We start from the raw sequence: 15,029 nt of genomic DNA on the forward strand, positions 1-15,029 counted from the left end.
CACCACCATCCCCCTGTGGGAGCGAGCCTGCTCGCGATGACGCCGGCCCATTCACCGCGGATGCTGAAGCTGCTGCGCCAAGCGTAGATTCTGCCGAAAACAACTCTTTGCAGAGCCGTTTGGCGCACCATAAATGCCCCCAAACCCACAGAAACACGGGCACGACGCCCACGCCTGGAGCATCCCGCAAAGTCTGCTGAGCGAGCCCCGCAAAACGGTGGTTTGTACCAAGCGGCCGGTATTTTTAACGATTTATCCACGGTCTCATGGTGTTGTAATGAAAACGTGATGCAGCGTTGCACCGATGCCTCACGAAAGGCGCCATCGTTCGCCTCGTCGAGCCTTCAACAACAATCCAGGACCGCACTCATGAGCTTTCTTCGACCCAAGTACATCACCTTCGACTGCTACGGCACGTTGACCAATTTCCAGATGGGCACCATGACCCGCGAGCTGTTCGCCGACCGTGTCGACGCCGGGCAGATGGACCAGTTCGTCAAGGACTTCTCCGCTTATCGCCTGGACCAGGTGATGGGTGACTGGCGGCCCTATGATGAAATCATCAAGACCTCCCTGATGCGGGTCTGCAAGCGTTGGGGCGTCGAATATCGTGGCGAAGGCCAGCTCTATTACGACGCCGTGCCAACCTGGGGCCCCCACGCCGATGTACCGGCGGGCCTGTCGAAAATCGCCGACAAGATCCCCCTGGTGATTTTTTCCAACGCGATGGACGAGCAGATCATGTCCAACGTCGACAAGCTCGGCGCACCTTTCCATAAAGTCTTCACGGCCCAGCAGGCCCAGGCCTACAAGCCGCGCCTGGCCGCCTTCGAGTTCATGCTCGATAACCTTGGCTGCGGACCGGAAGACGTCCTGCATGTGTCGTCGAGCTTCCGCTACGACCTGATGTCGGCCCACGACATGAAGATCAAGCACAAAGCCTTCGTCGCCCGCGGTCATGAGCATCCGGCCAACGCTGCCTTTGGCTACCACCAGATCCCGGACATCGGCGGGTTGCCCGCGCTGGTCGGGCTCTGAGTCTCGACGCACGCTTGAAGGCGAAAGGGGTTAGACATGGGCAGTGAGTCCTATTGGCTCGACACCGCACCGGCGTTCACCGGTGCTCAACTCGGCGGATTGCCCGGACAGGTCGATGTCGCCATCGTCGGTGGCGGCTTCACCGGCCTGGCGGCGGCGCGGGCCCTGGCCTTGAAGGGGGCCAGCGTGGCGGTGCTGGAAGCGGGCAGGGTGATTGGCGAGGCGTCAGGGCGCAACGGCGGGCATTGCAGTACCGGTGTGGCCCAGGATTACGCGGCACTCACCGCCAGCCTCGGTGCCGACAAGGCTCGGGCGTATTACCAAGCCTATGAAAGCGCCGTGCAGAGCGTCGTGACGCTGGTGGAGCAAGAGCAGATTGCTTGCGACCTCAAGCGCAACGGCAAGCTCAAGCTGGCCGCCAAGCCGATGCACTACGAAGGGTTGGCGCGCACCTGTGAGTTGATCCGCAAGGAAGTCGATGCCGAGGTCGAGCTGCTGTCGGCCCAGGAGACGCGGGAGGAAGTCAATTCGGCGCAGTTTCACGGTGGCCTGTTGCAGCGCAATGGCGTGCAGATGCATGTCGGGCGTTTCGGCGTAGGCCTGGCGGAAGCGGCCGCCCGTCACGGTGCGTTGATCTTCCAGGGCGTGGCGGTGCAGGACTGGAAGGCCAGTGCCGGCGGTTATCGAGTCAACACCAGCAAAGGGGCGCTGCAAGCCTCGCAGATCCTGCTGGCGACCGGTACCTGTCAGCAGGGTGGCCTGGGCTGGTATCGGCGGCGGATCGTGCCGGTGGGCAGTTTCGTGATTGCCACCGAGGTCCTGCCCCAGGCGCTGATCGACAGCTTGCTGCCGGCCAGGCGCTCCTATGTCACCAGCCGCATGATCGGTAACTACTTTCGCCTGACCCCGGACAACCGTTTGCTGTTTGGCGGTCGTGCGCGGTTTGCCATGTCCGACAGCGTGTCCGACGCCAAGAGCGGCAAGGTGCTGCAAGCGGCGATGGTGCAGATGTTCCCGCAGTTGGCGAACACCCGGATCGACTATTGCTGGGGCGGCCTGGTGGACATGACCTCCGATCGCCTGCCCCGGGCCGGCCAGCATGGCGGGGTTTATCACTCCATGGGCTACAGCGGCCACGGTGTGCAGATGTCGGTGCACATGGGGCAGGTGATGGCCGAGGTCATGGCCGGCAAGGTCGAGGCCAACCCTTGGCGCGAACTGGATTGGCCGGCCATTCCCGGGCACTTCGGCAAGCCTTGGTTTTTGCCGCTGGTCGGCGCGTATTACCGCTTGCAGGACTACCTGCACTGAGTTTCACCGCGTTGTTTGGCGTTTCAACCACGTTGCGTTAACGCACGTAATCGAGCCCTATCATTTTCCGAAAGGTAGAACTGACATGAGTGACAATAAAAACGGCATCAAAGACCAGTTGATCACCGGTACAGAAAGTCTGCGTGTTTTCGAAGGGCTCAACCGCGGCATGTCGCGCCGCCATGCATTGCAGATGCTCGGGCTGGCCGGTGTAGCCGCGGCGGGTGCCGGCAGTCTGTTCGGTGCCGCCGGCAAGCTGCTTGCCGATGAGCAGGCAAGCCCCGGCAAAGGCAAGCCCGGCGGGCGTATCCGGGTCGCCGGTATCTCCAGTTCCACCGCCGATACCCTGGACCCGGCCAAAGGCTCATCGTCCACGGACTACGTGCGTCATTACATGTTCTACAACGGCCTGACGCGTTTCGACAGCCACATGGTGCCGCAACTGGAACTGGCCGAACGCATGGACACCACCGACGCCACGCTCTGGGTGATTACCCTGCGCAAGGAAGTGACCTTCCACAACGGCAAGGGCCTCACCGCCGCCGACGTGGTGTTTTCCCTGATGCGTCACAAGGACCCGATCACCGGTTCCAAGGTCTTGCCGCTGGCCGAGCAGTTTGCCGAGGTCAAGGCTACCGGCACCCATGAAGTGCAGATACGCCTGAGCGGCCCGAATGCCGAGCTGCCGTCGATCCTTGCCGTATCCCACCTGTTGATCGTCCCCGAGGGCACCAGCGACTTCAACCAGGGCATCGGCACCGGCCCGTTCAAGGTCAAGGAATTCAAGCCTGGGGTGCGTTCCATCGGTGCGCGCAACACCAACTACTGGAAGCCTGGCCTGCCGTACCTCGACGAAATCGAATTCATCGGCATCGGTGACGAACCGTCACGGGTCAACGCGTTGCTGTCGGGCGACGTGCAGATCATCAATGAGGTCAACCCGCGCTCGACCACGCGCATCAAGGACAGCACCACCCATCGCGTGGTGGATTCGCCGTCGGGTAACTACACCGACCTGATCATTCGCCAAGACCAGATGCCCGGCCAGAGCCCGGAGTTTACCGAGGCGATGAAACTGCTGCTGGACCGCGAACAGGTCAAGTCGGCGATCTTCCGTGGGTTCGCCAGGGTCGGTAACGACCATCCGATTGCGCCCGGCTCTCGTTTCTACAACGCCGACCTGCCGCAACGGACCTACGATCCGGAGAAGGCCCGTTTCCTGCTGAAGAAGGCCGGCATGGAAAACATCAGCATGCCGGTGATGTGCTCGCCGGCCGCCACCGGTTCGGTCGACGTTGCCGTGCTGCTGCAGCAATCGGCCAAGGAGGCCGGGCTCAAGCTCAACGTCAATCGGCTGCCGAGCGACGGCTATTGGTCCAACCACTGGGCCAAGCACCCGCTGAGCTTCGGCAACATCAACCCGCGGCCTAACGCCGACATGTTGTTCTCGCAGTTCTTCCAGTCCACGGCACCGTGGAACGAATCCGGCTGGAAAAACCCGCAGTTCGACCAGTTGCTGATCCAGGCTCGTGGTGAAACCGATGAGGCCAAGCGCGGGCAGATGTATGCCGACATGCAGACCCTGGTGCATGACCACAGCGGCATCGGCATCCCGGTGTTCATCAGCAACATCGATGGCGTCGACCAACGCGTCAAGGGTTATGGCACCAACCCGCTGGGCGGTTTCATGGGCTATATGTTCGCTGAGCAAGTCTGGCTTGACGCTTGATGCGTGTTGTCTTGCGGCGTGACATGGCACAAGGGGTAGGGCGATGAATAGCAACACACTTTGGTTGATCGGCCGGCGCCTGGGCGCTGCGGTCGTGACCCTGTTGATCGTATCGATGGTGGTGTTCGCCATTACGGCGGTGTTGCCGGGAGACGCGGCGCAACAGTCCCTTGGACAGTTCGCCACGCCTGAGCAAGTGGCGGCGCTGCGGGTGAAGATGGGCCTGGACCAACCGGGTGTGTTGCGCTACCTGCACTGGTTGATGAGCCTGCTCAGCGGCGACATGGGCGTGTCGATCTCCAACGCCACGCCGGTCAGCGAGTTGATGGCTGGCCGGGTGCCCAACACGCTGATGCTGGCGGCGGCCACGGCGCTGGTGTCGGTGCCGGTAGCGTTGATCCTGGGCATCGGCTCGGCGATGGGGCGAGGAGGGCGCATCGACGGCTTCCTGAGCTTCTTCACCCTGACGATGGTGGCGGTGCCGGAGTTCCTGGTCGCCACCCTTGCCGTGCTGATTTTCGCGGTGAACCTGGGCTGGCTTTCGGCGCTGTCCTATTCCAGCGAGATCACTTCGCCGCTGCAATTCATGCGCACCTATGCCTTGCCGGTGATGACCCTGTGCTGCGTCATCGTCGCGCAAATGGCGCGCATGACCCGGGCGGCGGTGATCGATCAACTCGACAGCCCCTACGTGGAAATGGCCCGCCTCAAAGGCGTGAGCCCGGTGCGGGTGGTGCTGCGCCATGCCTTGCCCAATGCCATCGGGCCGATCGCCAATGCCATCGCCCTGAGCCTGTCCTACCTGCTGGGTGGGGTGGTGATCGTCGAGACGATTTTCAATTATCCCGGCATCGCCAGCCTGATGGTCGATGCCGTGACCAACCGCGACATGGCGTTGGTCCAGGCCTGCACCATGCTGTTTTGTACGGCGTACCTGGTGTTGGTGCTGGTGGCTGACCTGTGCGCGATCCTGTCCAATCCGAGGCTGAGAAACCAATGAACAATCTCATTGTGAAATCCCCGCCTGCGGCGCCCGAACTGGCCTTGGGCAAGGTGTCGCGCAAAACCCCCTGGCTCGGCCTGATCGGCGCCGCGATGTGTGTGATCTGGTTGCTGGTGGCTATCTTCGGGCCATGGCTGGCGCCGCACCCGGTGGGGGAAGTGGTCTCCGACAATGTCTTCGACAACCTCAGTGCCGCTTATCCGCTGGGCACCGATTACCTGGGCCGCGACATGCTCAGCCGCATTCTGGTGGGCGCGCAGTTTACCGTTGGCCTGGCGTTGGTGGCGGCGGTGCTGGCCAGTGGGCTGGGCACCAGTTGCGCGTTGCTGTCGGTGGTTTCGCCGAAGTGGCTGGATGAGCTGATCAGCCGCCTGATGGATGCCTTCATTTCGATCCCGAGCAAGATGCTCGCGCTGATCATGGTCTCGGCGTTCGGCTCGTCAGTGACCCTGCTGGTCTGCACGGCGGTGCTCAGCTTCATGCCGGGGGCGTTTCGTATCGCCCGCAGCATGGCGGTGAACATCGAGGCCCTGGAATACGTGCAAGTGGCCCGCACCCGTGGCGAACGCCGGCTGTACATCGCCTGCGTGGAAATTCTGCCGAACATGCTCAACCCGGTGCTGACCGACCTGGGCCTGCGTTTTGGCTTCATCGTCCTGCTGCTCAGCGGCATGAGCTTCCTCGGCCTGGGCGTGCAACCGCCGGATGCCGACCTGGGTTCGCTGGTGCGGGAAAACATCGGCGGCCTCAACCAGGGCGCGCCGGCCATCGTGATTCCAGCCCTGGCCATCGGCACCCTGACCATCGGCGTCAATCTGTTTATCGACCGCTTGTCTTCGCGGCGCAACCGACGTACGGGAGGCCATTGATATGAGCCAGTTGATCCGAGTCGAGAACCTGCGTGTGGTCGCCTGTGGCGAGCGCAGCGAGGTGGAGATCGTCAAGGGCGTGAGTTTCTCCCTGGAGAAAGGTGAAGTGCTGGCGCTGATCGGCGAGTCCGGTTCGGGCAAGACCACCATCGCCCTGGCGCTGCTCGGTTATGCCCGGCGCGGTTGTCGCCTGGCGGGTGGGGTGGTGCAGATTGGCGAGCACGACATGCTCGCCTTGAGTGAGCGCGAGCTGCAAGGCCTGCGCGGCAATCGGGTGTCGTACATCGCCCAAAGCGCCGCGGCGGCGTTCAACCCGGCCAAGAAACTCATCGACCAAGTGGTGGAAGGCGCGTTGATCCATGGCCTGGGCAGCCGTGCCGTGCTCGAAGCCAAGGCCATCGAACTGTTCCGCGACCTGGCGCTGCCGGATCCCGAACGTATCGGTCAACGCTATCCCCACCAAGTGTCCGGCGGGCAACTGCAGCGAGTGATGGCGGCCATGGCGCTGATCAGCGATCCGCTGCTGGTGGTGCTCGATGAGCCGACCACGGCCCTCGATGTGACCACCCAGATCGACGTGTTGCGTGCGTTCAAGCGGGTGGTGCGCGAACGTGGCGCGACGGCGGTCTACGTGTCCCACGACCTGGCCGTCGTGGCGCAGATGGCCGACCAGATCGTGGTGCTCAACGGCGGGCAGATCTTCGAGCAGAGCGCCACCGCGCCGCTGCTCAAGGGCCCGGCTCACGCCTACACCCGCAGCCTGCTGGCGGCGGCACGGCCGGACACGACGATTCGTCCGCCATGCGGTGTGGCCGAAGACACGCCGCTGCTGACCATCAAGGGCCTGACCGCTGGCTACGGCAACAAGAACCAGCACGGCATGCCGGCGATCCGGGTGCTCGAAGACATCGACCTGACCGTGCGCAGGGGCCAGGCCATCGGCGTGATTGGTGAATCAGGCTCGGGCAAATCGACCCTGGCGCGGGTAGTGGCCGGGCTGTTGACCCCGGCCCTGGGCGGGCTGACGTTTGACGGTCAGCCGCTGGGCGGCAGCCTGTCCGAGCGCACGGATGAACAGTTCCGGCGCATCCAAATGGTGTTCCAGAACGCCGACACCGCGCTCAACCCGATGCACAGCATCAGCACCATCCTGAGCCGGCCGTTGAAGATGTATTTCGGCCTCAAGGGCGCGGCGCTGCGTGAGCGTATCGGCGAATTGCTCGACCTGGTGCGTCTGCCACGGGACATGGCCGAGCGCCGCCCGAGCGAACTCTCCGGCGGACAGAAACAGCGGGTCAACCTGGCCCGGGCGCTGGCGGCCAAACCAGACCTGATCCTGTGCGATGAAGTGACCTCGGCCCTCGACACCGTGGTCGGCGCGGCGATTCTCGAACTGCTGCGCGACCTGCGCCAGCAACTGGGGGTGTCCTACTTGTTCATCAGCCATGACATCTCCACGGTGCGGGCGCTGTGCGACGACATTGTGGTGATGTACAGCGGCCATAAGGTTCAAGAGGGTAGCCGGCAATCGTTCGCCCAGGCGCCGTTCCATCCCTACACCGACCTGCTGATCCACTCGGTACCGGAGATGCGTCAGGGTTGGCTGGAAAGTTGTGGCGCCACCACCTGCGGCACGCTGCCGGCGTTGGGCGCGCGCGCGGAGGGGCCGGAGCTGTGCACCTTCCTCAATCGCTGCCCGGCGCGGGTCGACGGCCTGTGCAACCACACCGCGCCGCCCCGGCGGATTATCGACGGCGGCAGCGAGGTGCTCTGTCATCACGACAGTGCCGAGTTGCTCAAGCGCCAACAGGATTCAAACAGCATGATCGTGGGAGCCTACGCATGAACGCGCGTTTCGTGAGGTTGGCCGAAAAGGGCCGGCCCGTCGTCAAATTGAAAGTGGATGGCGTCTCGGTCGAGGCGTTGCAGGGCGACACCCTGATGGTCGCATTGCTGACCCACGGCCCGGCGTTGCGCCAGTCGGAATTCGATCCGGGCAGCCGGGCCGGTTTCTGCCTGATGGGCGCCTGCCAGGATTGCTGGGTCTGGACCCGCGGCGGCGAGCGCCTGCGAGCTTGCTCCAATGAAGTGCGCGAAGGGCTGGACATCATTACTCAACAACCGGAGGCGATATGGCCACTGCGCGGCTGAACACGCATCGAGTCGTCATTGTCGGCGCCGGACCGGCCGGCGTCCGTTGCGCCCAGACCCTGGTCGCTGCGGGCTTCAAGCCGATCCTGCTCGACGAAAACCGTCGCGATGGCGGGCAGATCTACCGGCGCCAGCCCGAAGGGTTCACCCGCAGCTACGCCACGCTGTACGGCACCGAGGCGGACAAGGCCCGTGACCTGCACGAAAGCTTCGACCGCTTGCGCCCGCAGATCGACTACCGTCCGGACACCCTGGTGTGGAACCTGACACCCGGGCAATTGTGCTGCGTCAGCCAGGGCCAGCACACGACGGTGGATTACGACGCGCTGATCCTCTGCACCGGCGCCACCGACCGCCTGATGCCCATCGAGGGCTGGCAGTTGGGCGGTACCTACAGCCTCGGCGGCGCGCAGATCGCCTTGAAGACCCAGGCGGTTTCCATCGGCCACCGCGTGGTGTTCATGGGCAGCGGACCGTTGCTGTATCTGGTCGCCAGCCAATACCTCAAGGCCGGCGCCAACGTCGCGGCAGTGCTGGACACATCGCCGCTGGGCCAGCGCATCAAAGCCTTGCCCAAACTCATGGCGCGCCCGAGCTTGCTGCTCACCGGCATGAAACTGTTGGCGCAGTTGTACCGGGCGAAGATTGCTGTGCACTTGGGTATTTCGCCGCTGCAAATTCTGGGCGAGGCGACCACCGGTGTCAGCGGCGTGCGGGTTCGTAGCGCGAGCGGGGAAACCTTGACGGTGGCGTGCGACGCGGTGGCGCTGGGTTATCACTTGCGCCCGGAAACCCAACTGGCCGACCTGGCGGGCTGCCGCCTGCGCTTTGACGAGGTCTCCAGCCAATGGCTGCTGGACACGGACGAGGAGGGGCGGACCTCGGTCAGCGGTGTCTACGCCGCCGGTGATGGTTCGAAGATCCGTGGCGCCGATGCAGCCGAGCATGCCGGGCGCCTGGTCGCCTTGGCGTTGTTGAGCGACCTGCAGCAGCCGGTGGACGCCGCACTCGTCGCCGAACAGCGCCAGGCGCTCAAGGTAATGGATGCGTTTCGCCTCGGCCTGGCCCAGGCGTTTCCCTGGCCAGCGGCACAAGCCAAGGCCTTGCCGGACGAGGCCATCGTTTGCCGCTGCGAGATGATCAGCGCCGGCGAACTGCGCCGCACGGTCAGCGAAAAGGGCGCCTGTGAAGTCAACCGGGCCAAGGCGTTCAGCCGGGTCGGCATGGGCCGCTGCCAGGGGCGTTATTGCTCCCAGGCCGGGGCCGAAGTGATTGCGGCAGCAGCGGGTGTTCAAGTGCAGGAGGTGGGGCGCCAGCGTGGTCAGGCCCCCGTGAAACCACTTTCGATGCTCACTCGGGAGGTGACGCCATGACGCTGAATAAAGCCGATGTGGTGATTGTCGGCGGCGGCCTGATGGGTTCGGCGGCAGCGTTTTTCCTGCGCCAACGGGGGCAGTCGGTGATCCTGCTGGAGCGTGACCAGATCGGGCAGTACGCCAGCGGCGTGAACTTCGGCAACGTGCGGCGCCAGGGGCGTTTTCTCGGGCAACTGGAACTGGCGAACCGGTCCTGGGCGCTGTGGAAACGCTTGCCGGAGCTGATCGACGACGACCTGGAGTTCATCGCCAGTGGGCACATGCGCGTGTGTTATCGCGAGGATGAAATACCCGAGCTTGAGGCTTACGCAGCGGCACCGGAAGCGGCGCAACTGGACTTGCAGATCTATCGCGGCAGCGAGCTGCATGCGCGTTTTCCGTTTCTCGGCAAGGACGTCAAGGGCGGCTCCTATGCGCCCCACGACGGTCACGCCAATCCGCGTCTGGCCGCCCCGGCGTTTGCCCGGGCGGCGCGGCGACTCGGTGCGCGCATCGAGGAACGCACCGAGGTGGCCGAGGTGCAGAAGGTCGGTGACGGGTTCAGCATCAGCACCACCGATGGTCGTCAGTTCAGCGCCGCGCAACTGTTGATTACTGCGGGCGCCTGGGGCCAGAAGCTCTCGGCGCAGTTCGGCGAGCCAGTGCCGCTGGAGCCCAACGGACCGCAGATGGCCGTCACCGAACCGGTGCCTTATGCCTTGCCGACGGTGATCGGCGTGTACACCAAGATTCCTGAAGAAGTGATCTATTTTCGCCAGATTCCCCGGGGCAATATCGTCATCGGCGGCGGCTATCGTTGCAAGCCGGACATGCTCAACCGCCGGGCCTATGTCGAGCCGCGCAGCATCCTCAACCAACTGGACCAGATGCGTCGCCTGCTGCCGGGTGTCGGCAATCTCAACATCATCCGCGTGTGGAGCGGCATCGAAGGCTACCTGCCCGATTCCCTGCCGGTGATGGGGCCCAGTGGCAACGTCGATGGCTTGTACTATGCGTTCGGCTTCAGCGGCCATGGCTTCCAGCTCGGTCCGGGCGTTGGCGATGTCATGGCTGAACTGATCAGCACCGGCAGCACTCGAACCTTCATCGAGCCGTTCTCCATCCGCCGGTTCGCCCTTTCCGCCGAGCAACGGAGCAAGGCCTCATGAAACCCCGCGTGTTAGCCATTTTCGAACGCCTGCTGGCGTTTGAAACGGTCTCTTCAGAATCGAACCTGGCCCTGATCGAGTACGTGCGCGAGCTGTTGCTGAGCAAGGGTATCGAGTCGCTGATCGTCAAGGATGAGAGCGGCAAGAAGGCCAACCTGTTCGCCAGCACCGGTCCGCGTGAGTTGCCCGGGGTCCTGCTGTCCGGCCACACCGACGTGGTGCCGGCGGCGGGGCAGGCCTGGACCGTTCCGGCGTTCCAGGCGACCGTGCGCGATGGACGGGTGTACGGGCGTGGCAGTTGTGACATGAAAGGTTTCATTGCGCTGGCCATCGACGCCATGCTCGATGCCGCTGACCACTCCTTGAACCGGCCATTGCAACTGGCGCTTTCCCATGACGAAGAGATCGGTTGCGTGGGGGTGCGGCGCTTGCTCGATGTGCTGCACCTGGCGCCGGTGCGACCGTTTCTGTGTGTGATTGGCGAGCCGACCAACATGCAGTTCGTGCTCGGCCACAAGGGCAAGGGCTCCTATCGCACCTACTGTCGCGGCCTGGAAGCGCACTCATCGCTGGCACCGCGCTCGGTCAATGCGATTCACGTGGCCTGCGATTTCATCGCGGCGTTGCGCCAGAGCCAGCAGCAATTGCAGGAACAAGGCGCCCAGGACGCGGATTACGATGTGCCCTACAGCACCGTGCATGTCGGGCAGATTGTCGGCGGCAAGGCACTGAACATCGTGCCGAACCTGTGCACCCTGGATTTCGAAGTGCGCAATTTGCCGGACGACGATCTGGACCTGTTCCTGGAGCAACTGCGCGAGCGCGCCGAGGTGATTGTGCGCGAGGCGAAAAAGCTCTCCAGCGTCGCGGACATCGAGATCGAAACCCTCAACGTCTATCCGGGCCTCGACACCCATCCGAGCGTCGAAGCCGTGCGCTTCCTGAAAAACTTCGCCACCCCGGACACCGGCACCGCCAAGGTCTCCTTCGGCACCGAAGGCGGCCTGTTCAAGCAGCGCCTGGACGTGCCCGTGGTGGTCTGTGGCCCAGGCTCGATCGAACAGGCGCACAAGCCCGACGAGTTCATCGAGATCAGCCAGATGGAGGCCGGGGAGCGGTTTCTGGAAGGGTTGCTCGGCTCGCTGAAAATCTAAGCCCTGCACAAAACAAAAGGTGGGAGCACACCTGTGGGAACACACCTATGGGAGCACACCTGTGGGAGCAAAGCTTGCTCGCGATGAACGATGACACGGTCTTGATCGATGTCGCCTGATCCACCGCCATCGCGAGCAAGCTTTGCTCCCACAGTATTCAGTATTCAGTATTCAGTGTTCAGTGTTCAGTGTTCGGTGCTTAGCCTGGGGCCTCGGTAGAGCCTGCCGTCCCACCTCGAAACTTCAGCATCCAACACTGCCCAAACCCCGCTTTCAGCATCCTGCCCCGTGGCATCTCCTTAGACTGGAATCACCTCGGAACAGGACGCGACCATGCTCAAGAATCGATTGAAAGACCCCAGCCTGTTGGCAGAACTCGCTTACATCGACGGCCAGTGGATCGGCGCCGACAACGCCGCCACCCTTGACGTCATTGACCCGGCCACCGGTCAGGTGCTCGCCCGTGTACCGGCGATGCAAGGCGTGGAAACCCGGCGTGCCATCGAGGCCGCCGAGCGCGCCTGGCCAGCGTGGCGCGCGCGTCCGGCGGCGGAGCGTGCAGCGCTGTTGGAGCGCTGGTATCAAGCCATGATGGACAACCTCGACGACCTCGCGCTGATCATGACCTGTGAACAGGGCAAGCCGTTGAACGAAGCCAAAGGTGAAATCCGCTACGGGGCCGGTTTCGCCAAATGGTTTGCCGAAGAGGCCCGTCGGGTCTATGGCGAGACCATCCCGGCGCCCAGCGGCGACCGACGCCTGCTTACGCTCAAGCAGCCGGTGGGTGTCTGTGCCGCGATCACCCCATGGAATTTCCCCAATGCGATGATCACCCGCAAGTGCGCTCCGGCCTTGGCGGCCGGCTGCCCGGTCATCGTCAAACCCTCGGACCTGACCCCCTTGTCGGCCTTGGCCCTGGCGGTGTTGGCCGAGCGGGTCGGGATTCCGGCCGGCGTGTTCAATGTCGTGACGGGCATGCCGGCCGGTATCGGCGAAGAGCTGACCGGCAACCCGACGGTACGCAAGATTTCCTTTACCGGCTCTACGGCGGTCGGGCGCTTGCTGATGCGCCAGAGCGCCGAGCACATCAAGCGCTTGAGCCTGGAGCTGGGCGGCAACGCGCCGTTCATCGTGTTTGACGATGCAGACCTGGAGCAGGCGGTGGCCGGCATCATGCTCAGCAAGTTTCGCAACGCCGGCCAGACCTGCGTCTGCGCCAACCGCATCCTGGTGCAGGACGGTATCTACGAACGCTTCGCCGCGCGCCTGGTAGAGGAGGTGGGCAAGCTCAAGGTCGGCAATGGGCTGGAGGCTGACGTGATGATCGGCCCGCTGATCAACCTCGCTGCGGTGAACAAAGTCGCCCGGCACATCGACGATGCGTTGAGCCAGGGCGCGCGTCTGCTCTGTGGCGGTGTCCCCGAGGGCGACAGTCAGTTTGTCCAGCCAACGGTATTGGGGGAGGCCCACGCCGGGATGTTGCTGGCCAACGAAGAAACCTTCGGCCCGGTGGCTCCGCTGATGCGCTTTACTACTGAAGAGCAGGCCCTGGCCCTGGCCAATGCCACGCCTTATGGCCTGGGCGCTTATTACTTCACCCAGGACCTGCGCCGCTCATGGCGTTTCGGCGAGGCGCTGGAGTTCGGCATGGTCGGACTCAATACCGGGCTTATCTCCATGGAAGTCGCGCCCTTCGGCGGCATCAAGCAGTCGGGCCTGGGGCGCGAAGGCAGCAAGTACGGCCTGGACGAGTACCTTGAAGTCAAAGCCTTCCACATCGGTGGGTTGTGATGCGACCGTCATTTGAACAGACACCAGGGAGCCACGATTGATGAGCAAACCATTTCGAATCGCTGCGATTGCCGGCGATGGCATCGGTAAGGAAGTCCTGCCGGAAGGGCTGCGGGTACTGGAGCAAGCCGCGAAAAAGTGGCAGTTGTCGCTGGACATCGAAGTGCTCGATTGGGCCCATTGCGATTACTACCTGGAGCACGGGCAGATGATGCCCTCCGACTGGTTCGAACAACTCAAGGGCTTCGACGCGATCTACTTCGGCGCCGTGGGTTGGCCGGACAAGGTGCCGGATCATATTTCCCTGTGGGGCTCGTTGCTCAAGTTCCGCCGCGACTTCGACCAGTACGTGAACATCCGCCCGGTGCGGCTGTTTCCGGGCGTGCCGTGTCCCCTGGCCGGGCGCAAGGCGGGGGACATCGACTTCGTGGTGATCCGTGAAAACACCGAGGGCGAATACTCCTCCATCGGCGGCAAGATGTTCGAAGGCACCGAGCATGAGTTCGTGCTGCAGGAGTCGGTGTTCACCCGCCGAGGCGTCGACCGCATCCTGAAGTTCGCCTTCGACCTGGCCCAGACCCGACCGCGCAAACGCCTGACAGCGGCCACCAAGTCCAACGGCATCTCCATCAGCATGCCGTATTGGGACGAGCGCACGGCATTGATGGCCGAGCAGTACCCGGATGTGAAGTGGGACAAGCAACACATCGACATCCTGTGCGCTCGCTTTGTTTTGCAGCCGGACCGGTTTGATGTGGTGGTGGCGTCGAACCTGTTCGGCGACATCCTCTCCGACCTGGGCCCGGCCTGTGCCGGCACCATTGGCATCGCACCGTCGGCCAACCTCGATCCGGAGCGCCGCTACCCATCGCTGTTCGAACCGGTGCATGGTTCGGCGCCGGATATCTATGGGCAGAACATCGCCAACCCGATCGCGATGATCTGGTCCGGCGCCTTGATGCTCGATTTCCTGGGTAACGGCGATGAACGCTACCGCGCGGCCCATGATGGGATTCTCAAGGCCATCGAACAAGTAATCGCCGAAGGCCCCATCACCCCCGACCTGGGTGGACAAGGCTCGACCCAGGATGTTGGCCGGGCCATCGCCGCCGTGCTCTGAGGCTCGATCTAACCTGCGACACCTTTTGCCCGCTCACACTGCGGGCTTTTTTTTGCTGATCCGCCGCCACCCGCCAAAAAACCTTGCTCGCTCCCACATTGGGTTCTCGGTTGGCCGCAGATTTCACCTCCACCCGCAACCCGTTGTGGGAGCAAAGCTTGCTCGCGATAGCGGTGGATCAGCTAGTGGTGATGTTGGCTGTGCCGCCGCCATCGCGAGCAAGCCCGCTTGTGTCTTGCGCTGCGATTAGACTGAAGGTGAGAGCGGTGGGCGGCAAGCTGAACGCCCGAAGTGCTTAAAGCACGTGTGGGAGCCCATGCTGCCACTCACCTCTCCACT

12 protein-coding genes are annotated in these 15,029 nt (G+C 63.4%); all 12 read left to right on the forward strand.

Translation table 11 applies throughout. The features are described 5' to 3' along the window. Window positions 1-369 precede the first annotated feature (369 nt). Window positions 370-1,038, forward strand: coding sequence for a haloacid dehalogenase type II (locus KGA89_RS12130; protein WP_003203206.1), 669 nt, complete (start codon window positions 370-372; stop codon window positions 1,036-1,038). Between the two features lie 36 nt (window positions 1,039-1,074). Then, complete coding sequence (locus KGA89_RS12135) at window positions 1,075-2,349, forward strand: NAD(P)/FAD-dependent oxidoreductase (RefSeq protein ID WP_095963297.1); 1,275 nt, start codon at window positions 1,075-1,077, stop codon at window positions 2,347-2,349. 85 nt (window positions 2,350-2,434) lie between these two features. Beyond that, entirely contained in the window at window positions 2,435-4,078 is a 1,644-nt protein-coding gene (locus tag KGA89_RS12140) for an ABC transporter substrate-binding protein (protein ID WP_003203203.1), read from the forward strand. A 43-nt stretch (window positions 4,079-4,121) separates the two neighbouring features. Beyond that, on the forward strand, window positions 4,122-5,078 hold the full coding sequence (locus tag KGA89_RS12145; RefSeq protein WP_003203201.1) for an ABC transporter permease: 957 nt from the start codon (window positions 4,122-4,124) through the stop codon (window positions 5,076-5,078). Continuing rightward, window positions 5,075-5,950, forward strand: coding sequence for an ABC transporter permease (locus KGA89_RS12150; RefSeq protein ID WP_027912020.1), 876 nt, complete (start codon window positions 5,075-5,077; stop codon window positions 5,948-5,950). The genes KGA89_RS12145 and KGA89_RS12150 overlap by 4 nt, the downstream gene beginning before the upstream one ends. A gap of 1 nt (window position 5,951) precedes the next feature. After that, a complete protein-coding gene (locus KGA89_RS12155; protein WP_223471665.1) occupies window positions 5,952-7,796 on the forward strand; it encodes an ABC transporter ATP-binding protein in 1,845 nt (614 codons plus the stop codon). Then, window positions 7,793-8,101 carry a (2Fe-2S)-binding protein gene (locus KGA89_RS12160; RefSeq protein ID WP_003203193.1) on the forward strand — a complete coding sequence of 103 codons (309 nt, stop codon included), beginning with the start codon at window positions 7,793-7,795 and terminating at the stop codon, window positions 8,099-8,101. The genes KGA89_RS12155 and KGA89_RS12160 overlap by 4 nt, the downstream gene beginning before the upstream one ends. Then, a complete protein-coding gene (locus tag KGA89_RS12165) occupies window positions 8,083-9,474 on the forward strand; it encodes an NAD(P)/FAD-dependent oxidoreductase (protein WP_223471666.1) in 1,392 nt (463 codons plus the stop codon). The genes KGA89_RS12160 and KGA89_RS12165 overlap by 19 nt, the downstream gene beginning before the upstream one ends. Beyond that, window positions 9,471-10,625 (forward strand): NAD(P)/FAD-dependent oxidoreductase, encoded by a 1,155-nt coding sequence (locus tag KGA89_RS12170; protein ID WP_003203190.1) that lies wholly within the window; start codon window positions 9,471-9,473, stop codon window positions 10,623-10,625. The genes KGA89_RS12165 and KGA89_RS12170 overlap by 4 nt, the downstream gene beginning before the upstream one ends. Continuing rightward, window positions 10,622-11,779 carry an acetylornithine deacetylase gene (argE, locus tag KGA89_RS12175; RefSeq protein ID WP_003203187.1) on the forward strand — a complete coding sequence of 386 codons (1,158 nt, stop codon included), beginning with the start codon at window positions 10,622-10,624 and terminating at the stop codon, window positions 11,777-11,779. The genes KGA89_RS12170 and argE overlap by 4 nt, the downstream gene beginning before the upstream one ends. 333 nt (window positions 11,780-12,112) lie before the next feature. Next, window positions 12,113-13,570 (forward strand): NAD-dependent succinate-semialdehyde dehydrogenase, encoded by a 1,458-nt coding sequence (locus KGA89_RS12180; protein ID WP_003203184.1) that lies wholly within the window; start codon window positions 12,113-12,115, stop codon window positions 13,568-13,570. A gap of 40 nt (window positions 13,571-13,610) precedes the next feature. Further along, window positions 13,611-14,690 carry a tartrate dehydrogenase gene (locus KGA89_RS12185; protein WP_038856293.1) on the forward strand — a complete coding sequence of 360 codons (1,080 nt, stop codon included), beginning with the start codon at window positions 13,611-13,613 and terminating at the stop codon, window positions 14,688-14,690. The last annotated feature ends 339 nt before the right edge of the window (window positions 14,691-15,029 follow it).

It is taken from the genome of Pseudomonas sp. A-RE-22, from assembly GCF_019956035.1.
Taxonomy (GTDB): domain Bacteria; phylum Pseudomonadota; class Gammaproteobacteria; order Pseudomonadales; family Pseudomonadaceae; genus Aquipseudomonas; species Aquipseudomonas brassicacearum.